The following is a 23,939-nucleotide window of genomic DNA, read 5'->3' as shown; positions in this document are numbered from 1 at the left end:
CGATGTCCGACGTCGGTGCGGCTGCCTTTGGCGCGCTATCATCAGAACCGGCGATGGCATGAAATCTGGTCGGCAAGCGTAGATGCGCCGGCCCGCCTTCAATGACACGGAGTATTTGTCTGATCCGTGCTTGCATCCAGATAAGCTCCGAAATCAATCTGGAAAACGACGCCGCTCCAAATTGCCGAATCTATGTCTTGAGCGGATATTCTCGCAGCAAGGACATCGTCCTCAATTGTTCGGCCATTCCGGGATTTGAAGTCAAGACCACCCAACCCCTTCTTGCTCCAGTTTCTTCCTTTGATCGAGTTGTAGGGTAGAAACAAGATAGTTTTGAGAGACCGGAACTCCGAACATAGGCGAGGGTCAACTCCTTGTCTGGCGCATAGTGGTCAAAGCCATAACCCGCATCGTCCTCCACCTTGAAATCGTCGATCAGGACGACGGCGTTGGTGTAGTGACTGAAAATCAATTCGAGTTCCTCCCGCAAGGGAAGATGATTTTCCCAATGAGAATCTAGATAGAAAAGTTGTCGAGCGTCCTTCTCCACCGATCCGAGGGCAATCCGTTCCTTCAAGAATGGGACCGAGGATTGCAAGTAAACTTTCGCGTTCGTGAATCTGGCCAGCCGGGCTCGTGAAAAAGTCCAATAGCGTTCCGCAAGCTCGACGGTTTCGAATGGAAGGCCAAATTGAGCAAACCATTCAGCCGTCGTGCCACGAAATGTTCCAGTTTCGACAATTCTATCAATGGCGAGCCCGTGAATGATCTGGCGCGTGGCCTCCAATCTGGAGGTCATGCCGTTCATCGCAAAACCCCAAGGATAGAACTTGCCTTTGCTGCGAGAATAGTAGTCCGCAAGGCCAATGACGCGTTGAAAATTCATAACCCCACCGCAAAGTGATTAAGCAAAGTAACCATATATGACGCTTTTCCGTGCAAGTAACCTCGGCGGGTTCCTACTTTTAAGAGCTTCTGGAAACAAATCCATCGGTAAATCTGCCGTAGATTTGGATCGGTTTGAATAACCCTTCGTGATGCCAGCTGCTGAATGATCGCGATACATATCGCCGCAATACCGCGTTTGATAGCTGTGCCCTTCTCATTTTGGCACTTTGTACCGGTTCAGGGCTACTTTCGAGATAATTGAATCTTTAACCTTACCTTGGGACGGAAAAGTCACAGGTTTTGCCAAGCCTTTGTCGGCCAGCTGTGGCGGTAAACTTTCCAATAAGGGAAACTATCGATTGCGGACCGATCGTTTAGGCGAAACCCAACGGATTTTCGATAAGATTGCTGAAAGACAAAATCAACAAGGACGGGCGGGTAGGGTGTTTGCGGACCGGCGAAAAAGCGAACGTCGCTCTTGTCACGGGACGGCAAAAATTCAGTTTGGGGTCGGTTCTCTGCCGCGCGACTGCACGATCACAGACATATCTGATGGCGGTGTGCGGGTCATCGTTGAAAATCTCGATATGCCTGCGGAGTTCACTCTGATCCTTTCAGCAGGCCGTCCGCGCCTGTGCCGCCTGGCGTGGGGCATCGGATGCGAATTCGGCGCCCAGTTCATCGACCAGCTGGCCACGGCCCGGTCGCAACATTCGGCACCCCGGAGCGGCGCCAGGACACTGGAATATGCGTAAGGCACATTCAGCTCTGTTTGTGCTTGTCCTCGCGCTGATCGTCCCCGAGATCGCAGCGGCCGGCGGCACGTTTGTCGTCGCCCCGGGATTTCGCGGGTTTGCCTATGCGGGCGGGTATGGCTACGCGCGCCTCTACGGTCATCCATTTGACGATGGCTACGATTATCCGTTCGGCTATGGCGAGTATGCCGAGTACGGTCCATGGGCCTACCGCGGCGATGGTGCATGCTATGCGCTGCGTCGGGTATGGACCCTCAGGGGCTGGCGGCAAAGATCGGTGAGAGTCTGCGATTAAGCGCAAGGTTCGATCCGGCGCGATCTCGCCCGCACGCCCTAGAAGTCAAATGCCCAGGCGAGGCTATGCAGAAGCAGCCACGACCAGCCGATCATGGCTGCGGCGATGGCAAACAGGTAGACGAACCTGGCAGCGCCTGAGCGCATGACGCTACTTCGAGGCTAGCCGGTTGACATGGGCCGGCGCCCGTAGCGCGGCCTGGGTTCGGAACACCGCCTGGCGCAGCCTCACCACTTCTGCGTAGCGGTCGCTCAGCGACTTCTCGACCGGCAATTCCCTGATATCTTTTGGTTTGCTCAAACGCTGGCGCTTCACGAAATACTCCGCGAGTTCATACAATCAATTTGGCCGAATACGGTAACTCAAAAACAACCATAGTTTCCCGCGCGTCGTTCGCAACGCAACTCGTGCGTTAAGCTTGATACCCGCGCAAAACGTTAAATCGGGAACCTCGCTCTGGCGCTTGCGTGATGTACCGTCGATCTCGAATGCTCGAACCATCGCCGCCATTTCGCAGAAGGCAGCACGATCGCTGAACGGATGCTGAACGATCAACCCTGATACGCGGCACGTTGCGAAATCGGCTTATCTGGACGATGCCGCCGGTGCTCCGCCGGCATTCTTGTGCCATGGCCACGCCGAGAGGATGCGCTCCGCGTCGGCTTCTAGAAGCTTTCGCTTCGCGATGACTTCTTCCTTCACAAGCCGGAAGTCTTCGTCCTGATACAAGAAATCGGAGCAGCGTGAATTGTAGTCATTTGCAAGTGCGTTATAGGCGCGGATGTCTTCGGGCCCCCGGACCTGCTGCTTGACCACACGCAGCCGTTCTTCCTGAAAATGACAGTAACGAACATATTCTCGCGGAAAGCGTTGGCCTTTGCCGACCGGGGGAAGCAACTCCGGTTCCGTTTTCGGCTGAGGCGGATTAGGTGCCGAGGCGACAGAGAATGTTGCTCCAAGTTCCAGAGTCCAGTACGCACCCAGAAGTCCAAGCATGGCCAGCAGCGCCGCAGCCGCGAGCATGGCTTTCTTGATGTGACGGAAGCCGCGGTTTGCTGCAGGCACCGTAAGATCCTGGTCCGGACCGATATCGTTCGAAGCGGCGCGCCGCATATCGCGCAGTATTTCTCCGACTTCATCGAGCCGTGCGGCCGCATCCGGAATTGATCCGAAAGCGTCAAGCGCGTGATCCAGAACCTCCTGCACCCTGGGGTAATGGTGTTGGCGGCTCAGAACGCCGAGCAAGCCAAAGATGCGATCGGGAGTGACGTTCATCTCCGGCTCGCTGAACCCCTGGTGCGCGTCCAGCAACAACACGGGCTCGCAGAACGAGGCCCACAGATGCAGCGCCTCGGCCAGTCCCTTCATCGAGGAGGCATCGTCCGGCCGTTGCTCGAACGATTGGCAGGCATTGTCGACCTGCTGGTCAGCGTTGGAGCGCATCTCTCCAATGGCGCGCCGATAGGCTGCCAGCAGGAGGGAATGCGTCTGGATGAGCGGCTGTTCGCGCGTTGCAAGGATCCGGCGAGTGGCCTCGAGCAGCGGTCCTGCGGCACTTTCGACCGGGTCGTAGGCGTCGATAACGGCCACGCAATGTGTGTTGAGCAGATCGTTCAAGCCATCCCTTACGCTCGCTAGCGATGGTGGGGCCCAGCCGGCTTGATGCCGGAGCGCCTGCAGGGCTTGATAGATTTCCATGGCATCGATGGAATTGTGCGCGTCAATCAAGGCAAGGAGCAGTTCGCTCGACGCGCCGCGGCGAGCCGCGTAACGTGCAATGAAATTGGCCCTTGAGAGCGGTGCAAACTGAGCCGACGTTTGCAGTATGTCTTCGTCGGAAGCGTCGGCAGGCAGTTCGGCGTAAAAGAAATCGACGCGATCGGGCGTGCAGCCGAAGGGATAGGAGAGCTCGCCCGGCAGGCGCCGGACAGGGTCCAGGAGGTTTGCATAGGCTTTCGCCAAGTCCTTCTCCGGCGCGATACGCGTCTCTCGTGCCCGAGCCAGAGCGGCCTCGATCTCCAAGGCTGTTGCGCCAGGATCGATTCCCAGGAGGCGGAATGGTTGAGCTAACGGACCAGATCCGGAAGGCGAGGTATTGTTGGCTGAGACTGCCATATCAGGGATATCCGACGTGCGCTCCGCTGGCGCAAGCTCTCTTGGAACAGAGCGACTACGTCGAACCGTTTGTCGAGATGGTTGATTGATCAGCAACGTCGAAGTCGTTTCTGAGCCGCACGCCGATGTCGTGCACCCGCGAACACCAGAGCTCGCGATCGATGCGGGGGGCCGGCTTCCAGTCGTATTGTCAGCATGGCGTTCCACGGATTTGATCCATAGACCGTAACGATAAATCCGCGTGCTGGGCAACCATCGATGCTGCGCAGCGACTTCATGATGATGCCTCCTGCGATTTCTTCTGCGTTACGAACCTGTTTTGCCGCCTGCGTCGGTAGGCGGGGCAGGCGGGATGTCCGGATCGGGCTGCCTGCCGATGGGAAGCGGGGGAGGCAGGCTCTGGCTGCTAACCTCGGCTGCGGCCGGCGGCGCCGCACGGGAGGCGACCGGCGGCGGCTCCGCGGGGCGAGCTTCGTTCGCAATTTCTTTCGGTATCGCAGCGATCTTTTGGGCAAACTTAACAGGCTTCGATCAATCTCTTCGTCGGTGGGCAGTAAATAATCCCGGATCGGGGTTGAAAAATTTAGGAGGTCAAGGCTGGATTCTTGACGTCGGTCACCTTGAAGCCCTTCAAAAATACGCTATGCCGGATTGAATCAGAAAGGTGCTGCGGAGGTGTGGTGTCTTCCTTTCCGGTAAGTAGAACCCGCAATCGCCAAAGCGACAGGCCCGCAATTCTGCAAATGTCGACCATGGCGGCGTAGAACGCGCCGTAATTCTTCAGGAAATGGCGTCTGCGGGCTTCCAGGAGATAGGGCGGCAAACGCTTGGGCTTATTGTTCACGCCGGTCGATTGACCGACGAGGTGGACCACGTGGCTTGCCGGAACGTACCAGGTCGGCCAACCCTGCTTCCTGGCATTGAAGCAATAGTCGATGTCGTCGAAATAGGTGAAATAGCCTTCGTCGAGCAATCCGGTCGCTTCCATAGTCTCGCGCCGGATGATCATGCTGGCGCCCGCAACCCAGTCAGTTTCGAAGGTGTGATCGACCACGGGAGGAGCTACGATCCAACGCTTTAGAAGCCTGCTCACCGGCCTGAGCTTCAGGCTGCCTTCGAGTTCTCCGAGCGGTGACTGAAAGCGGAACGCGGATCGTTGCGGCGTGCCGTCGGGGTCCTCGAGGCGACTGCCGGCGATGCCGACGTCCGGATTGTTGTCCATGAAGTCGACGAGCGCCTTGAATGCGTTCGGCCGGACGATCGTATCGGAATTGAGCAACAGGAAGTATTGCGGCTTGTCAGCCGATTCCAGCGCCGGACGCAGGACCGCATTATTGCCGCCGGTAAATCCGAGATTTACCTCGAGTGCCGTGAGCGTGCACCAGGATGACCAGCCATTGTCGTCGATCGCCCGCTGGATGAGCGCGGCGGAATCATCTCCCGACCCGTTTTCGCAGATCGCGACATGGATACCGGGAACGCTGGCGACCTCCTTTGCGACCGAATGCAGGCAATCAATCGCAAGATGGGTGACACGGTAATTAACGATAACAACGAGCAATTTCACGGCGGGAGACCAGTTGGTTCAAGGCAATTGGCGATCATTAGTCTCGCAGATCAGAAAAGAAAAGGCATCTTTGATCTTCGCCCGCCGCCTCCGACGTGGATCGGGAGCAGAGTGGGTCGCGTTAAATGACCTCGCGGGCCGTCGCCGGCGGCCATGTCGCGGATCGATATTCGTTTTGTATGTGCGGACTCTTGCATAGCGCACGATGGGTAAATTGCAGAGACGTGAGCCTTCGGTCTCTGCAAGGCTGACGGGCTGATGTTGGTTGAAAGTAGCCTACGGGATCCCAATCCTCGCCACAGTTTACTTTACCCTGACGTGACCCCGGCCGGGGCAGCGACGCAACAAATGCGCGCTTAGCCCTCGCCCGTACGTTGGGCCTCCGAGAATTTTTCCCGAGAGTACTTGACGTTAACCGTCTTTTAAGCGCCCTGCACAGTAGATGGTCACAGGCGGTGCCGGCGTGCGGCTGACCTTGACCGCCGGCCGCGGTTTCTAGGTCGTGCTGCTCGCGGACTAGCGCGGTTGAGCTACTCCTCTGCGGCGATTGAGCAAACCGCTCTTAATGCATTTCTTCTTCGTGAGCGGGCCCTGCGTTCGTAACTTTCCAATTTCTTCAACCGCCCCAAGATCGCATTGACCTGCTTCTGATCATTCAGATTGGTGTAAATCAATTCTTGAATAGTCTGAGCTGACAGGACTTTGACTCTTTCAAGTTGAACCTGGCATTCGGCGACGTAGCGGGCGCGCTCCATGATCCAACCATCGTTGCTTCCCTTCGCCAAACTTTTCGCAACGTGATCCATTCTCAATTGCTCAGAGCGAATCGATCCAACCCTCGCTGCCAGTCCGTGCCTTCGCGCATTATTGCAAGAACGTTTCTTGCCCTCTGCGGTTCGGGGGCCGGTGCTCCTAAGCGCATTGGTCCTGTTAGCCTCTCGCTGTCGAAATGTACTCACAAGGTCATTCCTTGTTCGGAGCAGGCAGTCCAACATTCTCAATGACCCTGTCCGACATTTGACGGGCGCGTCGCGCCAGCTCGCGGTGACCCCAGACCTCGCGGAGGAGAGCATTGCGCCTTTGCTGGGCGGAAAACAGTCTCTTTTCTAATACCTCGAGCGTCGGAAGACTTTGGAGAAATACCTCAACCTCTATCGCATGTTCAGAAATGCCCTTGCTGTTGAGACGCTTTTCGATTTCTTCTCGAGAATTGATATCCTCGCGCCACCGCTTTGCCTCTAGCTTGGCTTCAATCTTCGCAACTTTTTCCGCACCGGGCGGAGCATCCGAGAGGATTCCTCGCGTCAACAATGCCTCGATGCCATGACTCACTGACGCCGCTTTCCAGGCAACTATTAAGCGACGAAGGTTTAGGATCTCAAAGGTGATATCGACGAGGTCGATAACAAAAAGCTGCTCGACATAATTTGTTGGCCTGATGCTTTCGAGCATCCTCAGGCTGATCTCGGAATATTCGGTCGGATCTTCAAAATCCCCGCGCACAGGAGCGCTGCCGAGCATAGTGTCGAACTCTTCCGCATCGAATGCTTCTGGTTTGGACGAGGGCTGCAGCCCTGGCGAAAGTTCCGACACGGCGAAACCTCTCTTGTTGGAGTAACCTCCTGCAAGGGATCAGATTCGCGCTTCTCTAGGACTGGCGCCCCAGAAAAAATAATTGCTCGGAGTATTTCGGGGGTAAACGCGCCGCTGAACAAATTTTGGCCTTAAAGGGAAAGTCCATCTCTAGGACCGAGAGTTGCGTTCTGGCCCATATGCAGCTTTGCTTCATTAGCGACGCGGCGGCCGAGTCTCTGTGAGTTTGTGAGCGCCACAAACTCACTAGTACCGATCGTCATTTGCACGATTTGGCCTTTTCAACCGCACGCCCGCGCCACCGCCACCGCCATTCTCGTCGATAAACTCGACACCCGCAGCATGCAATGCCTGTGTAATTCGATCGCCAGTTTCGGTTCTTCCACCTAGCGGGCCGTCGCTGGCCTCTAATCTCTTTATCGTCGGTCGAGATATGCCGGCGGCGGCCGCCAAATCATCTTGAGTCCAACCTAAGAGGGCTCGGGCAGCTTTGACTTGGCGGATCGATACTTTTGGTATTGACATTCTTCCCAACTTAGATACTTTTAGTATCGATAGATATCCCTGTATCTTCGTTATAGGAAGAATTGGCCATGCCTCAACATCTTTCCAGACCTGAGCACGGCGTAGCTCGCCGGTCTTTTATCGGAGGATCCGACGCACGCGTAATTATGGGTACCGACGAGAAAATGATCATGCGTCTTTGGCATGAAAAGCGTGGCGAGCTTGAGCCAGAAGATCTGACGGCAAATTTGGTCGTGCAGCTTGGTACGGTGACCGAAGACCTCAATCGGCGCTGGTATGAGCGTAACACCGGTCATGTCGTCAAAGACGTACAGCGGCGGGTGAAGCATCCGGTTATCAAATGGATGGCTGCTACACTCGACGGAATCGTTGATCCAACCGGTGCCGTGTTCGAAGCCAAATTCATGCTGCCTTGGACATTTTCGGAGGAAGCAGCCGCGGAAAAGCACATGGCGCAGCTCCAACATAACATGTGGGTCTGCGATGCGCGATGTTCGGTCCTTTCTATCATCACGGGAGGCGGTAAATGGGTCGAACTCACCATTCGTGCCGATCCCCTGTACCAACACCTCCTAATTACCGCAGAGAAAAAATTCTGGCGCTGCGTTCAGAACGGCGAAACGCCGCGATTGTTCGGCGTAGAGCCACCTCGGCCTCGGCTTGAAGCGGTTCGTGTTGTCGATATGAGCCCTTCGAACAGTTGGGCGGAATTCGCGGCCGCATTCAAGCGAACCCGCGCGGCCCACCAGGAACACGAAGGCGCAAAAGCCGATTTGAAAACGCTCGTGCCAGAAGACGCCAAGGAGGCCAGCGGCCATGGCCTCCGGGCGAAACGCTCCAAATCTGGAGCAATCAGCTTTGACCTCACGGACGGGGAGGCGGCCAATGCATCGCTCCAGTGAATCGATCGGAGCCATTGCTGCGGCTCTCGCCAAAGCCCAGGGCGAACTCACGAATCCTGAAAAGTCCCTTATCGCCACCATCCGCTCGCCCTTTCCGCGGGAGAACGATCGTACGTTTCGTTATGCCTCGTTGGCCAGCGGCCTTGAAATTGTGCGTAAGAGCCTTGGGCGGCACGAGATCGCAACGATTCAAACGACCGCGATCGATAACGAAATGGGTCACATTCGCCTGACGACCCTTCTGGCCCACGCATCCGGCGAATGGATCGCGTCGGACTGGCCGGTCTGTGCGATCGCGCAAACGAATACACCACATCTCATGGGAGCCGCTCTCAGTTACGCCCGACGCTACGCACTGTTTGCTCTGGTCGGTATCACGGGCGAGGACGATCTTGATGCGCCGGATCTGCTCGTCGAACCGTCACCGGCAATCAATGTTCCGATGATTCAAGATCAAAAGGACCCTAGAAGCCGAAAGCGCCCAAGCGGATCGATCCACAAGCCATCCCAACCAATCCTCGCGCCCGACGCTTCAACTGATCTGCGGGATAAGCTGATTGCAGAAATCAACGGCTCGAAAAATCCAGACGATCTTGCGCTGTGGGTACACAGACGGTTCGCCGCCAAAAATACGCTCACAACAGAAGACGCGGCGGCGGTCGAGACTGCATATATTCATGCCTTGAAAGCATCTCACGATGGTCTCGACTATCTCTTTGAACCCAAAGGAGGATCATCCGACTTGCTTCCGATAACGCCAGAAAACGGTGAGGGCGACATCGCTTCAGGCGAATTGGGCCGAATAGGAAGCCAAGGATCCGTAGCCCAGAAAAGGGTAACGTCTTTCCCAAAGGCCACCAGGGTGCGAGATAAGGGCCATCTTCGATTTGTAGCAGAGCAGGCGTGCCTTGTTTGTCAGCGTTCTCCTTGCGACGCCCACCATATAAAGTTTGCAGAACCCCGAGCTCTTGGACGAAAGGTGAGTGACGAATTTACCGTGCCGTTATGCCGAGATCACCACAGCGAGTTACATCGTTACGGTAACGAGAGGGCATGGTGGGCCAACGTCAATTTGGCGCCTCTTGAGGTGGCAAGAAGTCTATGGGACATGACTATGTCGGGGCTTGGTAATGGACCGTCGCTTCCCGATTCTATTCGTGACGCTTCGCCGGGCAATCCACGATGAATAGCTCCGTTCAAGTCTTCTGGGTGCACTCTCATGATGTGCTCTCACCGAACGGAAGCCGGTTAGCCCGACTTTCTTCCACGCGTCCTCTTAAGCGGTCGATCAGGAGGTAGATCACCGGCGTCGTGTACAACGTCAGGATTTGAGAAACCAGCAATCCGCCGATGATGGTGATGCCGAGCGGCCGGCGCAGTTCGGTGCCGGGGCCGGTGGCAATGACCAGCGGAATGCCGGCAAACAGGGCCGCCATCGTCGTCATCAGGATCGGCCGGAAGCGGGCGCGGCAGGCCTCGAAGATCGCGTCCGCCGACGACAGGCCGCGGTTGCGTTCGGCATCGAGCGCGAAATCGACCATCATGATGCCGTTCTTCTTGACGATGCCGATCAACAGAATGATGCCGACAAAGGCGATCACCGTCAGCGGCGTATTCATCAGCTGCAGCGCCAGCAGCGCGCCGAGCCCTGCGGACGGCAATGTCGAGATGATCGTGATCGGGTGCGCCAGGCTCTCATAGAGCACGCCGAGCACGATATACATCGCCACCAGCGCGCCGAGGATCAGCAGCGGCTGCCGCCCGCTGGTCTTGTTGAAATCGCCGGCATTGCCGTCAAAACTGCCGCGGATGCCTTCCGGCATATGCAGTTCCTCGACCGCGCGCTGGATGTTTGTGGTTGCGATCTCCAGTGGCACATTGGGAACGAGGTTGAACGAGACCGTGGCCGATGGAATCGACTGGGTGTGATTGATCGCCAGCGATGCCAAACCGCGGTCATAGCGAACGACGGCGGACAGCGGCACCTGAGCGTCGTTTGCGCCGGCCACGAAGATGCGCTCCAGATTTGAGGGATCGCTCTGGAATTTCGGATCGATTTCCAGCACCACCATGTACTGGTTGCGTTGGGTATAGATGATCGAGATCTGCCGTTGCGCGAACGCGTTGTTCAGGGCGTCGTCAATGTCCTTGACGCGGACGCCAAGCGTGGCGGCGGTGTTGCGGTCGATCCTCAGCGTGAGCTGCAGCCCGGCGGCATCGCGGTCGGTGGAAATGTCGGTAATGCCCTCGACCGTCTCCATGCGTTTGGCGACGATGGGGGCCCACTTCTTGAGCAGGTCGACGTCGACGCTTGAAACGGTGTATTGGTAGTCGGAGCTGCTTTGGCGTCCGCCAGCGCGAACATCCTGAGCGGCAAACATATAGAGCCGTACGCCCGGCATTGTTTCGAGCTTCTTGCGTAGCCGGTCGATCACGAGCTGGGTGCTCAGGCCGGCTCTTTCCTGCGGCGGCTTGAGGCTGATGAAGAACAGCCCCCGGTTCGCCGTCATGCTGCCAAGGATCGATCCGACCCCTGCGACGGCGTCGTCCGATTCAACGGCGTCCTCAAGCTGTTGCTGAAATCTGGTCATGGACTGGAACGAGGTGTCCGATGAACTTTGCGAGGCACCGACGATGAGACCGCTGTCGTCGGTCGGAAAATAGCCCTTCGGGATCTTGATATAGAGCACCACCGTCAGCGCGATGGTCGCAAAGAACACGATCAGGGTCAGGAACGGGAAGCCCAGCACTACCCGCAGCGTCCAGGTGTAGAAGGAAACGACGCGCGCCAGCGTGCCTTCGACCAGGCGGTCGAACCAGGTGGCACGGTCGGAGGTCGCCTCCTTGATGTAGTGCGCGCAGATCATCGGTGTGACCGTGAGCGACACCACGGTCGACACCACGATGGCGAAGGTCAGCGTCAGCGAGAATTCGCGCAACAGCCGGCCGACGATCCCGTCCATGAAAATCAGCGGCGTGAAGGCCGCGATCAAGGACAGGCTGATCGAGAGCACCGTAAAGCCGATCTGCTTGGCCCCTTCCAAGGCCGCCGGGTAAGGCGCCATACCCTGTTCGAGATTGCGGTACATGTTCTCGATCATGACGATGGCATCGTCGACCACGAATCCAACGGAGATCGCCAGCGCCATCAGCGACAGATTGTCGATCGAGAAGCCGGCGAGCCACATGCCGGCGCAGGTGCCGGCCAGCGCCAGCGGCGCCGAGACACCCGCTGCGATGGTCGGCGTCAGCCGCCGCAGGAAGACGAACACGACCACCATGACAAGGAACGCCGTCGCCAGCAGGGTGAACTGCATGTCGAGCACGCTGGCGCGGATGGTGCCGGTGCGGTCGACCAGCGTCGAAATCTCGAGGCCGGCGGGCAGCCATCGCTTCAGCTCCGGCAGCAAGGTCTTCACGCGATCGACGGTCTCGATCACGTTGGCGTCGCCCTGCTTGGTGATCTGGATCAGGACCGCGGGCTGCTTGTTGAACCAGGCAATCGAGCGGTGGTTGCGGACGGAATCCTCGACCTCGGCGACGTCGGCAAGACGGACGAAATTGCCGGCCGAGCTCTTGATGATGACGTCGCGGAATTCGGCCGCGGTGCGCATCTGCTTGTTGGTCGAAACGGTCTCGCTCTGGCGGCCGCCGTCGAAGATGCCGACCGGGCCCAGCGGATTGGCATTGATGATGGCCAGCCGCACGTCGTCGGTGGCGATATCAGCGTTCGACAGCGCCACCGGGTTGAGCGCGATCCGCACCGCCGGCTGGTCGGCGCCGCTGACGAAGACTTCGCCCACGCCGGGCACCTGCGAGATACGCTGCGCGATCACAGTATCGGCGACGTCGTACATCGCGCTGGTCGTCAACGTCTTCGACGTCAGCGCCAGCACGAATACGGGCGCCGCCGCGGGATTGGACTTGCGGAACCGCGGCAGCGACGGCAGGTCGGTCGGCAGATCGGCCAGCGATGCATTGATCGCCGCCTGCACGTCACGGGCGGCGCGGTCGATGTTGCGGCCGATCGAGAACTGCAGCTGGATGCTGGTGCTGCCGAGCGAACTGGTCGAGGTGATCTGGTCGAGGCCCGCGATCTGGCCGAGCCGGCGCTCCAAGGGGGCTGCGACGGTGGCCGCCATTACGGCGGGATCCGCGCCGGGGCGGTTGGCGAACACCCGGATCATCGGGAAGTCGACATTAGGCACCGCCGAGACCGGCAGGAAGGCATAGGCGACCATCCCGACCAGAAAGAGCCCGATTGCCAGCAGCGTGGTGCCGACCGGCCGGCGGATGAAGGGCTCGGAAATCGAGGCCATGCTCAATCTCGTCCAAGGCGCCGGCGGAGTGGGCGCCGCATGTGGTGCTCCAGTCTTTCGAACCTGCCGGAATCGCGGATTAAATGATTGGCCCGGACAGCGTCAGTTTAATTTGGTATTTACCAGACGGCCGCGGCCCTGAATAAGCCCTTCTGCAAATATAATTAGCTTTCCCGATCTCCGTTACTTGACGTTGACCGTCTTCCCAGCGGGTTCCATTCGTAAACCCTTTGAACACCGGTAGCCAACAGTATCGTTCGCGGAAATTCACGAAGATGAATTCAGGGGCGATCAGGATGTTGGCCAAGATATTGGACAGGGCGAGACCCCGTGTCGGAAGGCTGTTCCGGGCGGGGACATTGCAGTCCCGCGACCGTAAAAATGCGGGTTATACGCTGCTCGAATTGCTCGTCGTGATGGGCATTCTGGCGGTTCTGACGGCAATCGCGACGCCGCAGCTGATGGGTTATTTCGGCAAAGCCAAGACCCAATCGGTGCAGCTCCAGATCGAGAATATCGGGACCGCGCTCGAGCTCTATTATATGGAAAACGGCACCTATCCGAGCGCCAGCGCCGGCCTGAAAGCCCTGGTCGAGGCGCCGCCCGAGGCGCCCCGCTGGAACGGCCCGTATCTGAAGAAGGCGAAGAACCTGCTTGATCCGTGGGGGCGGCCTTATCAATACGCCATCATCGACAGCCAGTACGAGGTCTATTCGCTGGGGCCGACCGGCAAGGCCAAATCCGCTGACAACTCCGCGAATGCGGGCGCGGCGGCGTTCCGCGGCGGTTAATGGGCCGAATTAAATGTTTTCCGAGAAGTGATAGACTAGCGTGGATGACGGGGCCTGCGGTAAAATCAGCTCGGTCGCGCGATCAATCGTCTTCAAATTTTCCCTTAACGATGATTGGACCTGACTATGACGTCTAATATGAACCGTAGAACCTTTCTGCGGGGCGTGAGCGTAGCTTCCCTGACGTCGATGCTGCCGGCCGCTGGGCTTGCGGGGCCAGTGCCTCTGGCAGCGCCTAGCATCAGCAGCGGTACAGCTTCACTGCGCTCGGTCATCAACATCGGCTTTGCTGCGGGCGGAGGTGAGTATCGCTTTATCGATCATTTCTTGATTGCGGAGCAGTTTGGTCCGGTCGGAAATTCGTGGAGCACTGGGCCCACATGGATGCAATCGATTGGTAAGGACGGCTATCCAGTCATCAGCATAAAGGCTTCGGATAATAAGCCTTTTGGTGGAGGAGTACGCATACCCGCTTCGTTTCAATACGGAGAAGTTGGGAGCGGCCAGTACTACGTGCTGCGATGGAAAGGTAACGGCGAGGTTAGGCTCTCGCTGCAGGCTGGTTCCTGGGCCTATCAGGCGAGCAAGAGCACCAACGCCACTCAGGTTTCGTCCGACCGGTGGAAGACGACTTCTGGCTCCGATACCTACATCGTCCTGAGCTTTAGTGGACCGGCGCAACTCTTCTCAGTCATCGTCTACGCCACAGATGGGACAGGTGCGCGGTTGCGCAACGTGCAATTCTATCGATTGACTGACGAGGCTGATCTGCAAGCCGGAAAAATCTTCCGCACGCCTTACAAGCAGTCGTTGGTCGATCTATGCCCAAGTGCAATTCGATTTATGGATTGGGTCGGCGGAAACAATGCGAAGCAGACGCGATTTGATACCAGTCGCACGCTGCCCACGTATGCGGCTTGGGGAGGTTCGGCAGGAGGGGGCGGTAATACAAATTGGGTGGCATCGCCGCCGTATGGCCAGACAACGGGAGTGAACCAGTATTCTCTTGCGTCCGTAACGGGGACGCCGGCCACGCCATTGCAAGGGGAAGTTGTCACCTGCCGTATCGGTTCAGGGATGGTGCGTGCCGGATCCAAAACGATAAAGGCGGTGACCAACTCGAATCCCGGGCGCGTCACCGCGAATGCTCATGGCTTTGCGACAGGCGATATTATTTCACACAGGTTCGCCAGCGGCGTGATGCCAAAGCTGAATCTTCTGCCCTGCACGATCACGGTTATCGATCAGGACAATTATTCGATCGGAATCGATACAACTACATTCGGTTCATTTTCGGGCGCTGCGCAGGCAAATCAATTCATCAGCCTAAATGTGGGAGGAAGAGGGGCTTATCCAGTCACATTCCCGATTCCGACGGCACCTCCCTCGTATTACGGAAACGGCTACATCGCGAGTGGAGATTACAAGACGTTTGTCTTTGACAAGACTATCGCGGCCCAGACGGATGGCGCAGGTAATTATGTCTACGGCGTGTGGATGTTCAATGATCTAGGCGCAAACAACGGACATGATGGCGGTGTACCGCTGGAGATTTGCACGGCGCTCGTGAACGAGGTCAATGCGATGCGACCGGCGCGTCCAATTCATATGTGGACGAACATCCCACACCTTGGTCTTTGTTCGATGGATCCGGATTATGGATTGGAATCGAGCTGGGGTATCCAGGCGGTGAACGTCATTCTTAACGGCGCCAATGGCTTCAAGGGACTGTCTTCCGGCCTGCAACTGTTTGTCGAGTTCAGCAACGAGACATGGAACTCAGGCGGCGCCGGCTTTTCTCAAACATATTACTGCGCATATCGCGGCTCACTCCGTTGGCCAACTGCGGGAGCTTCAGATTACGCCAGCATGGTCGCGCTTCGCTCAGTCATAAACGTGGAAGATATCAAGAAATCCGCGTTCAATAATTCGCGTCTGCGATTTGTTCTGTCAGGTCAAGGCACGCTTGGAATCTCAGGATTGAACTTGGCGCGCATCGATGGAAGCAAGTTCTATCTCAATGATCCATTGAACGTGTGGGGACCGACTATAGCGCCGATGGCGCACCACGATTTCTTTTCGTTCGGCGGATATTTCTTGACGAGCACTTCGTTCGATACCGCAAATCTTGACGCCTATGCATTTAGTTGGGCCAAGAGCACCGGCAATGCTGCAGCTCAGGAATTGATATGCGCCGCATACGTGAAGGGGATAGTTGATCCTGCCTTGGGCGGAAACGAGACATTGGATCGCTACCGGACGGTTCTGCTGCCCGCCTACATCTCCAAAATGAAATCCTACGGCAAGTCGGTCATTATGTACGAGGGTGGATGGGATCGTAACGTTCAGGCTATCAGCGCAGGTGGTCAAGTCACGGGGACCCTTCCGTATGCCCAGGGAACGATCGACGGAAAGACCAACATGATAACCGGAGTGAATACGTCCTATGTAGCGGCGTTGGCGCCAGGATATTTTGTTGCGGGCTATGGTATCCCCGCAGGGACAACAGTGTTGTCGGCATCAGGCACCTCGATCACACTCTCTAACAACACCACGGCTAGCCTGTCGTTTGGCCAGTTCGTGGCCTTTACTCCTCAGCAAATGTTTTTGCGCGCTGTGAAGCGGAGCCAGTCATGGGCGGATGCAATGCTCAAATTTATGAACCAGTTCGGCGCGGGCGCCGGAATGCCCGCCGAATACATTCAAACCGGCCTCCGCTGGGGACATAATTTCCCAACCGCTTATGGCTTCGGAAATGCTGAATGGGGCGATGCCTCTCCGGTGTGGCTTCAGCAAGGAGTCAGGAATCGCAGCATAAACTAGCCTCGGCTGTCTCTGCGAATAGAAGCAGATGTGCTTGTCTGTCTGCCTCTAGGATAACCTGGTCGCCTTTCGCCGAGACTACGCTGAACCGCCAGCTGCGGAAGACGTGAATATGTCGGCTGCAGCCTGGTAGGCGCTAGTCGCCTCTATCGCGATTCGATGTGAGTTGAATGATGTTATGCAATCCTTTTTTGCCTGGGATCCAAGGGCTTTGGCGAGTGAGGGATCATCAAGCAAGGACCTGCAAGCTTCACTCAATTCGGCTACATTTTGACCAGTAAACAGAAGTCCGTTGTGTCGGTGTGAGATCAGCTCAGGAACTCCACCTACATTGGCCGCGACGACCGGACTTCCAACCGACATTGCCTCAAGAACAGCGTAGGGGAACATTTCGAATCGTGATGCAACGATTGTAAAGAGGTGGTTAGGTCGCAACGACATCACCTCAGCATGAGATATCTTGCCGAGGTAGTCGATGCGAGACGAGGCGGAAATTGGCAGGTGTTGACCGACGAACTGTTGAAAGGAATAGTTCCGTCCGTCATTGTCTTGAATTCCGGCGTCTGGACCCACGAAGGTAAGTCGAAGGCTTGGATACTGTTCGGCTAGCTTTCCGAACGCACGAAGCACCAAGTCACCGCCCTTCAATTCATCGAATCTGCCCACATAAAGTACGCGATTTATATCGGATTGGTCCAAATGCCAGGTGGCGGTGTTTGCACTTGCACCCGAGGGGTTCGGAATCACGCGCGAGTTTTCCAATTTGATGTTGTAATGCCTCTTCACCTCCGTCAGGGCGGCTTGCGATGGTGACGTCACCAAAGTTGCTGCTTCAATTCCGATGCCTTCACACCTTACTTTTTGCGCGTAGCGAACGGCATCTCCGCGGTTGCCGAAACGTGCGGTGAGAAAAGCGGGACCATGCAACCTGACAACCAAAGGAACAGCGTTTAGCCGCGCAACGGCTGCGCCCCACCCGAAAGACTCCTCCATTTCAAATACGTCGATTTGATGCTCGTTTTTCAAAGCTTCGACGGCCGCGGCAATTCGCATTGCGGGTACTTCGAGAATGTATTGATGCGGAAAGATGCGCGACCTGATGCGGGAGAGTAAGGGCTGAGAAAATGAGAAAGTGCGCAAGTCAATTGTGAATCGATCGCATTCGCCGATGCAGTTTGGCGTCAGTATGAAGACTTCATGCCCCAGTTCGCGTAGTGCTGGGACAAGGTGTGAGGCGTAGGTAACAATGCCATTCGCAACTGAGCCCGCGGGCCAAGAGGGTACGTAAATCGCGATTTTCATTTATAACCTAAGTCGTTTGGGGTGCACCTAAGGCAAGGTCCCAGGAGAGCGCCCGATAGCTTATGGCTATATACGATGGAGAATCCAACATCATGAAATTATCAGTTGAAAATCCCGGGCTCTCTGAGATGCGGCCAATTAACCTTGGCTACCTGTGATACGAAGTGCTGGTGAGGTTTTCAGTGCGGTTCAAGGAGGATTATAGTAATACCTTTGAATTGAAAGATTAAATTTTGTTGGTCCCCAAAATGGTCAAATCTGAAAAAATCGAAAGCCCGGTCGTTGATGGCGCTGTCGCTGAACGCGTCGGTGAGATCGACCGCGAACGAATCGTAAGGCGCTACATGGAAGGTTATGGGGTCGATGTATCGGAGTATTTCGCCGGTCTAGCCACCGCCGACATCTACGAGTGCAACGCCACTGGCTACCGCTTCTATCATCCATTTTCCCTCACCGGCAAGGAGCATCTCTATCGCGAGTTGGAAAAGACCACCGACGGAACCTACAAAGATGACAAGTGGGAATATCGGGAAGCGCTGAGCTTCATTCCGGGTTCGTGTCGCGTCCTTGACGTAGGCTGCGGGAAAGGAGCGTTTGTCGTTTTGGCTAACCAAGCCGGCCACGAGACAACTGGGCTTGAGTTGAACTCGGCGTCTGCAATGGAGGCGCGACAGCGAGGCATCGATGTGCGGACAGAGTTGATTGCGGACCACGCTAACAAGAACAGCCCTGCCTATGACTGTGTTTGCTCGTTTCAGGTGCTCGAGCACATACCGGATGTAAAACCCTTTCTTGATAGTTGTTTAAGCGTGCTTCGCCCCGGCGGTTTGCTGATCTTGGGCGTTCCCAACAATGGCGGGTTCGTCGGTTTGGACCCCGATGCCGTTCTCAATATGCCGCCGCACCACATGGGGTTGTGGACTGAAGAAAGCCTAACGGCTCTAACTCACTTTTTCCCGCTTTCCCTTAGGGCGATCAGATTTGAGCCTCTAGAGGAACTGAATTGGTACGCCTCTGTCATGGAGCGCAGGGCGTTATCGAACAGTGTCGCTCAAGCAATCTACTACAAGTTGGGCATCAGCCATTTGTTTAGAATGTGGGTTAGGTTGAGAAAATCAAAAATTCACGGGCACACTATAATGGCCGTATTTCAAAAGGCGGATGAGGCAAAGCCTACGAATCCTCGTTGAGTGCGATAGGCGCTGGCTCCCGTTGGGGGTATCGTGCAAGCGGCAAATCGCGCCGCTAAGGCGCGTGACTAAGAAATGATTCTGTAATGTCTAGATATCAGCAGGTGCGTGAGAGTTTGCAAGCTGAGCCCAAGCGATGGCTTATAACGGGTGTTGCGGGCTTTATTGGCTCAAACCTTCTCGAGGAATTGTTAAGACTCGACCAAACAGTCATAGGTTTGGATAATTTTTCGACTGGCCGCCGCCGAAATCTTGAGGAAGTGCGAAGTTCGGTCACGCCTATCCAGTTTTCTCGCTTTCGCGTGATTGAGGGAGATGTTGTTGACGCTCGACTGTGTCGAGAGGCAGTCGCTGGCGTCGACTACGTTCTGCACCAAGCCGCCTTGGGGAGTGTGCCTTGGTCAATCAGCGATCCGGTAACAACTAATCTTGTGAACGTGGATGGATTTCTTAATATGCTGGTTGCATCGCGCGATGCTTCAGTTCGTCGCTTTGTCTTTGCGGCGTCCAGCTCGACCTACGGTGATCACGTGGCGCCACGTCAGGTTGAGCACGTGATTGGCCGGCCTTTATCACCGTACGCGGTGACTAAATTGGTCAATGAACTTTACGCAGATGTCTTTAGCAAAAACTTTTCCTTTCATTCGATCGGGCTTCGTTACTTCAACATTTTTGGTCGCCGCCAAGACCCTAAAGGTCCATATTCTGCGGTCATCCCACGGTGGACGGACGCGATGATCGCTGGAGATGTAGTGGAAATATATGGAGATGGAGAGGCTAGTCGTGACTTTTGTCATGTCGAGAATGTAGTTCAAGCAAATATTCTGGCTGCAACGATCGAATCCTCCGACGCAACAAATCAAATCTACAATGTTGCACTCGGTCGTTGCACCTCGCTGAACGAGCTGTTTGGTATGATCCAGGGGGCTCTCGTTCCACATTGCCCAGATGTGAAAGACCTAAGGCCCGTCTACCGCGAGCCTAGGGCAGGCGATATCGTTCGATCATCCGCGGATATCAGCAAGGCTCAACGTCTTTTGGGATACGAGCCAACCCGTCCGCTGGATGTGGGCTTGGCAGAAACGAGCGAGTGGTATCTAGCTAAGAGGGCAGGGTTGAACTAAGTCCTGGGCAGATCGAACGATTTTCAGTAGCCCTATAATTTCCAGTAGCTCTATAACGTGTGGCCGAGGCCGATCGGTATCAAGTGCATAACGTAGACGGCTAGCTTACCGAGGATGAATCCAACACCGTAGATGGGAACACAGCGTAGCTCTTTCGCTGGACTTATCCAGCCCTCACCACGGGCTATCAAGAGTATTGCAACTGACGGAATAGCGCGACTAGCGACTGCACCAGCGATGCCGCCAAGAGCACCGAAAAAATAGAATCCGAATACCATGCAGCAAGCCAACGAAATCGCCTGAAGAACTGATATCCAGGCCACTATATTTGGTTTGCCGACTACTGCGAAAGCCCCGCGGATCAGTAGGCTGGGGTAGAGCAGGAGAGCAAAGCTAAGGATGCGCAACATGACGCCCGCTTCCGCATAACGAGGGTCATAAAGCACATTCACGATCAAGTCGCCTGCCGCGAAAAGAAATCCTGCAGAACCGGCGGCCACGAGTTCGATTGGTAATCTGAATCGATAATAGCGATCTTTGAGATCACCAGGATTTTTTCTGGCGATCTCGCCCAGGACGGACAGTGTCATTGAGCTGTTTAGTCGTTCAACGAAATTCTCGATCGCGTCACTTAGCGTTTTCGCGATGAAGTAGATTCCCAATAGCGGCCCCGTTAGCCAGACCCCAAGGAGAAGAACGTCGCTTTGTGAACTGATGAATGTGGCCATCGACGAGAGGTTGACCCATTTTCCAAAAGCAACAATTTCCTTGATATGTTCTCGATGCCATACAAACTTCATCCGAGGGCCCGGAATGATGGCATGCGACAGGGCGAGGCGCATGATGCCGCCCACGACGTTTCCAGCGACGATGGACCACACACTGGGATAGAGGTAGGCCAAAGCAATCATTATTGGGATGGACGTTGTTCGGGCCGTGAGATCGAGCACGGTTATTGCCCTAAAATTCAGCCGTCTCGTGTTCAGTGGAATTGCCGTAGATTCAAAACCGCTTAGGGCAAGAGTAATTCCCAGTACACAAGTAACGAAAGGAAATTGAACATTCGCGAATACGCTCTCCGGCGGCAGCGTTGAGCGAATTGCCTGCAGGTTGAGAACGGCACAGACAACGATCAATACAAGCCACAGCAGAACGCCTCGGGAGCATTGAAATGTCCAGGCCGATTGGAGGAATTTTGGATCTTCCCCATGAGGGCTGCGGATAATCACAGCCCTTACGCCGAAATCGCTCAACAATCCAAGACCGACTATCAACGCCGTTGCAGCTGCCACAACGCCAAATGCTTCCGGGAAAAGAAGGCGCGTCATAACCAAATTCGTGAGCAGTCGCGTTGACAATTCAACGCCGTATGATGCGACGGTCCATGCTCCAGCTCGAAGAGCCCTTTGACGAAGGGTCATTGTTCCAATCACTATTGCAGGCCATCGTAAGGCGGTTGTGGGCAATGGAGGCTAAAGTCCATGCTCATCAGGTCGCGGTTAATTTGGTTGGATTCACCAGAGTGTTCGTGCTGGTCGATACATCCGAGCGATGTCCTAGAGTAGGCGTTGATCCAATTGATCGCCTGGCGAGAAGAGCTTCGGCTCGACCTAACAATGCGCCGCCGAGCAACCACGTCCAAGGGATCAGTCCTGAATTCGGGATTAAGTCAAACATGTTTATCGCCACGAGCAGCGCAAGTGTGCCCATTGCACGCTGATCGCTCGGCGACGAGGCAAATCGAAAGGCAGAAGCAGCTCGATAGACGCAAATCGCTAGCAGTCCGAACTCCAGCAAGAATCCTACCAGTCCAAACTGGCCGATAACGATGACCCATCGTCCATCGGTCACGCTGACGTCCCTACCGGTACTTTCGTCGTACACTCGGCTTCGTCCATAGCGTCCCCATCCAAACAAGGGTCGCTCGAAGGCACGCGTAAGTAACATGTCTTCGTTGGTAAGTCGAAACTCTAGCGATTCGCCTCGTTCATTATCGATCGATTTCGCCACGCCGAGGATGGTTGTGGTGGGGACGAGGTCGAGTGATCGCAATACAGGATAAGCCAACGAGATCGTAACCAGCACCACGGCGACACGAAACATCAGCTTTGGCTTAGACATTAGAACCAAGAAGCCACCGATAACTCCATAAACAAGCGCACCTAGGCTCTTACAAAGTACAAGAAGGATGCTCAAATACAGAGCCGCCAATCCCGATGGAATGGGATGCAGGCGAATATGATTTCGCCAAAGCGTCATCGCGCTTAAGGCACTGGACATCAGGAGAAAAGCGGCGAGCAATCCATGGCCTATGAAGACCATAGGGCGGAATCCGCCTTCGCGCATTGCTTGAACAAATTCAATTGGCGAATACTTATAAACCCAGAGGTGCAGTTGCGGGCTGAACCTGATCTCAAATAGCAGTGGGATCGAATAGAAGAGAAAAGTCACTGTGAGGATCCGCAGGACGGCTTCAGTATCTGATTGAGTTCGAAGGAAATATCGCCCAAGCATGAACGGAATGAGGGCTATCAGTGCTGACGCGGCTGCGGAAATGGCATCATAGAGGCCAACGCCCGGCAGAAAACGGCCACCGATAATGAGATAGTCGCTATTCAATTCGCTCGTGATTATCGGCGATACTACGGTGCCTAGGATCAATACTTCCACCACACCAAATTGTCTTGATCGTTTCGGCGACTTGCCCCGAGAAAAAAAGAAGATGCCTGCAAGAGCGCAGAAGCTTGCCATGCTGGCTTTATCAAGCTGCGGAACCATCGGGAGCTTAATGCCCGTGTTGCTGGGAAGAAGCAGCTGTGCCGTCAGAAAAGTTAAGATCAAGGCTTCCGATCGAGATTTGCAAAATGCAAACAGGCAAAGGCTCACGACTGGCCAAAGCAGGAGAGCCAGTGCCGCAATAAGTGTTAGGTTTTCCTCAGCCAATGCTCGGTTCCTGACGGGTGCGACGTGGAACGGGAAACTTTGATTCCAACATGTTTGTTTAGCTAGAGCTCTTCAGTCCAGCAGCCTGTTTCTTGCAACCCGTAAGAACTCTAAGAGAGGCGCCAGAAATGTCTTATCCAAAAGCTTGGGAGAAATGTCACTCTTTGTGCCGTGTTGCTTTGCCAAGTTGGGAGATGCGATAAAGACGCGTGTTTGCGGTCGCACCAGCAGCAAATGGCCGAAAGTACCATCACGGCCCATAGATCCGCCATCGGGGTGGCCGGCCGGTCTCGATTGACATTCCTTCATATAAGTTATGATCACATCAAAAAATGAACCATTGACCGCATAGAAATGTCCTCCGATTGTTCCTGTTGAATGGCGGAGCAATCCTGTTTCTGAGGAGGGAGGCAGTGTCGGAATCAAATACCCAAAATAGATGATGTCCCATTCGGCTGGAATTTGATCGACAATTGTTTGTACAACCGAGGGCTCGACAACGTTGAAGTGAACGTCGTCCTCAAAGATAAGCACGTTCTTTAAGCGCGTTTGTCGCGCAAGCTCAAGGACCCGATGGTGACTGGCTACTGATCCTCTATATCCAGTTGAGGGGAACGATCCCGCGTCATCGAACTTTATTGCTGGAAATAGACTGATCTTGCCTCTTGGATTTTGACCCGGGGGCGCGGCTTCAATCTCGAACCCGAGTTTCTTGAATTCCTGCTCAGCTCTCCTCCTTCGATCAGCTCGCTCAGGAAGATTGATCAGGAAGGCGTGATCGAAGTAACCGATTATCTGTTTCACTTG

19 protein-coding genes and 1 pseudogene are annotated in these 23,939 nt (G+C 55.5%); 8 read left to right on the top strand and 12 right to left on the bottom strand.

Annotation, left to right across the window (positions count from 1 at the left end; translation table 11 throughout):
- Positions 1-190: 190 nt before the first annotated feature.
- Positions 191-886 (bottom strand): hypothetical protein, encoded by a 696-nt coding sequence (locus IVB22_RS40140; protein WP_247522659.1) that lies wholly within the window; start codon positions 884-886, stop codon positions 191-193.
- A gap of 445 nt (positions 887-1,331) precedes the next feature.
- On the opposite strand from IVB22_RS40140, the pseudogene IVB22_RS41780 reads away from it, so the two are divergent.
- Positions 1,332-1,574, top strand: a pseudogene (locus tag IVB22_RS41780) (PilZ domain-containing protein); the annotation flags it as partial.
- Between the two features lie 61 nt (positions 1,575-1,635).
- Positions 1,636-1,938 carry a hypothetical protein gene (locus IVB22_RS40130; RefSeq protein ID WP_247522657.1) on the top strand — a complete coding sequence of 101 codons (303 nt, stop codon included), beginning with the start codon at positions 1,636-1,638 and terminating at the stop codon, positions 1,936-1,938.
- A gap of 150 nt (positions 1,939-2,088) precedes the next feature.
- Here the strand turns inward: IVB22_RS40130 and IVB22_RS40125 are convergent, their stop codons facing one another.
- From IVB22_RS40125 to IVB22_RS40100, 6 genes are all read right to left on the bottom strand, one after another.
- Positions 2,089-2,238: a hypothetical protein gene (locus IVB22_RS40125; RefSeq protein ID WP_247522656.1), complete on the bottom strand. Its 150-nt coding sequence runs from the start codon at positions 2,236-2,238 to the stop codon at positions 2,089-2,091.
- A gap of 285 nt (positions 2,239-2,523) precedes the next feature.
- Entirely contained in the window at positions 2,524-3,900 is a 1,377-nt protein-coding gene (locus tag IVB22_RS40120) for a hypothetical protein (protein WP_247522655.1), read from the bottom strand.
- 736 nt (positions 3,901-4,636) lie between these two features.
- Complete coding sequence (locus IVB22_RS40115; protein ID WP_247522654.1) at positions 4,637-5,620, bottom strand: glycosyltransferase family 2 protein; 984 nt, start codon at positions 5,618-5,620, stop codon at positions 4,637-4,639.
- A gap of 530 nt (positions 5,621-6,150) precedes the next feature.
- Entirely contained in the window at positions 6,151-6,426 is a 276-nt protein-coding gene (locus IVB22_RS40110) for a hypothetical protein (RefSeq protein ID WP_247522653.1), read from the bottom strand.
- Positions 6,427-6,583: 157 nt separating this feature from the next.
- Complete coding sequence (locus IVB22_RS40105; RefSeq protein ID WP_247522652.1) at positions 6,584-7,213, bottom strand: hypothetical protein; 630 nt, start codon at positions 7,211-7,213, stop codon at positions 6,584-6,586.
- 246 nt (positions 7,214-7,459) lie between these two features.
- Positions 7,460-7,738 (bottom strand): helix-turn-helix transcriptional regulator, encoded by a 279-nt coding sequence (locus IVB22_RS40100; RefSeq protein ID WP_247522651.1) that lies wholly within the window; start codon positions 7,736-7,738, stop codon positions 7,460-7,462.
- A 68-nt stretch (positions 7,739-7,806) separates the two neighbouring features.
- Here IVB22_RS40100 and IVB22_RS40095 point away from each other — a divergent pair, with 68 nt between their 5' ends.
- Both IVB22_RS40095 and IVB22_RS40090 read left to right on the top strand, forming a co-directional pair.
- Positions 7,807-8,640, top strand: a complete 834-nt coding sequence (locus IVB22_RS40095) for a YqaJ viral recombinase family protein (protein ID WP_247522650.1) — start codon at positions 7,807-7,809, stop codon at positions 8,638-8,640.
- Positions 8,624-9,826, top strand: coding sequence for an ERF family protein (locus IVB22_RS40090; protein ID WP_247522649.1), 1,203 nt, complete (start codon positions 8,624-8,626; stop codon positions 9,824-9,826). The genes IVB22_RS40095 and IVB22_RS40090 overlap by 17 nt, the downstream gene beginning before the upstream one ends.
- A gap of 31 nt (positions 9,827-9,857) precedes the next feature.
- Here IVB22_RS40090 and IVB22_RS40085 read toward each other — a convergent pair whose 3' ends face one another.
- Entirely contained in the window at positions 9,858-12,959 is a 3,102-nt protein-coding gene (locus IVB22_RS40085; RefSeq protein WP_247522648.1) for an efflux RND transporter permease subunit, read from the bottom strand.
- Between the two features lie 359 nt (positions 12,960-13,318).
- On the opposite strand from IVB22_RS40085, the gene gspG reads away from it, so the two are divergent.
- Positions 13,319-13,750, top strand: coding sequence for a type II secretion system major pseudopilin GspG (gspG, locus tag IVB22_RS40080; protein WP_247522647.1), 432 nt, complete (start codon positions 13,319-13,321; stop codon positions 13,748-13,750).
- A 126-nt stretch (positions 13,751-13,876) separates the two neighbouring features.
- Positions 13,877-16,573, top strand: a complete 2,697-nt coding sequence (locus tag IVB22_RS40075; RefSeq protein WP_247522646.1) for a hypothetical protein — start codon at positions 13,877-13,879, stop codon at positions 16,571-16,573.
- 78 nt (positions 16,574-16,651) lie between these two features.
- Here IVB22_RS40075 and IVB22_RS40070 read toward each other — a convergent pair whose 3' ends face one another.
- Complete coding sequence (locus IVB22_RS40070; RefSeq protein WP_247522645.1) at positions 16,652-17,875, bottom strand: glycosyltransferase family 4 protein; 1,224 nt, start codon at positions 17,873-17,875, stop codon at positions 16,652-16,654.
- Between the two features lie 248 nt (positions 17,876-18,123).
- Here IVB22_RS40070 and IVB22_RS40065 point away from each other — a divergent pair, with 248 nt between their 5' ends.
- Positions 18,124-19,065, top strand: a complete 942-nt coding sequence (locus tag IVB22_RS40065; RefSeq protein WP_247522644.1) for a bifunctional 2-polyprenyl-6-hydroxyphenol methylase/3-demethylubiquinol 3-O-methyltransferase UbiG — start codon at positions 18,124-18,126, stop codon at positions 19,063-19,065.
- An 86-nt stretch (positions 19,066-19,151) separates the two neighbouring features.
- On the top strand, positions 19,152-20,189 hold the full coding sequence (locus IVB22_RS40060) for an SDR family oxidoreductase (protein WP_247522643.1): 1,038 nt from the start codon (positions 19,152-19,154) through the stop codon (positions 20,187-20,189).
- 50 nt (positions 20,190-20,239) lie between these two features.
- Here IVB22_RS40060 and IVB22_RS40055 read toward each other — a convergent pair whose 3' ends face one another.
- The 3 genes from IVB22_RS40055 to IVB22_RS40045 all read right to left on the bottom strand — a co-directional run bounded on the left by IVB22_RS40055 (position 20,240) and on the right by IVB22_RS40045 (position 23,936).
- Positions 20,240-21,610: an oligosaccharide flippase family protein gene (locus tag IVB22_RS40055; RefSeq protein WP_247522642.1), complete on the bottom strand. Its 1,371-nt coding sequence runs from the start codon at positions 21,608-21,610 to the stop codon at positions 20,240-20,242.
- A gap of 67 nt (positions 21,611-21,677) precedes the next feature.
- Positions 21,678-23,132 carry a hypothetical protein gene (locus tag IVB22_RS40050; protein ID WP_247522641.1) on the bottom strand — a complete coding sequence of 485 codons (1,455 nt, stop codon included), beginning with the start codon at positions 23,130-23,132 and terminating at the stop codon, positions 21,678-21,680.
- Between the two features lie 72 nt (positions 23,133-23,204).
- On the bottom strand, positions 23,205-23,936 hold the full coding sequence (locus IVB22_RS40045; protein WP_247522640.1) for a glycosyltransferase family 25 protein: 732 nt from the start codon (positions 23,934-23,936) through the stop codon (positions 23,205-23,207).
- Positions 23,937-23,939 lie beyond the last annotated feature (3 nt).

Origin of the sequence: Bradyrhizobium sp. 190 (assembly GCF_023073415.1) — a bacterium.
GTDB lineage: Bacteria > Pseudomonadota > Alphaproteobacteria > Rhizobiales > Xanthobacteraceae > Bradyrhizobium.
The sequence above is the reverse complement of the archived record's forward strand: the minus strand, read 5'-3'. Positions and strand labels throughout refer to the sequence as shown.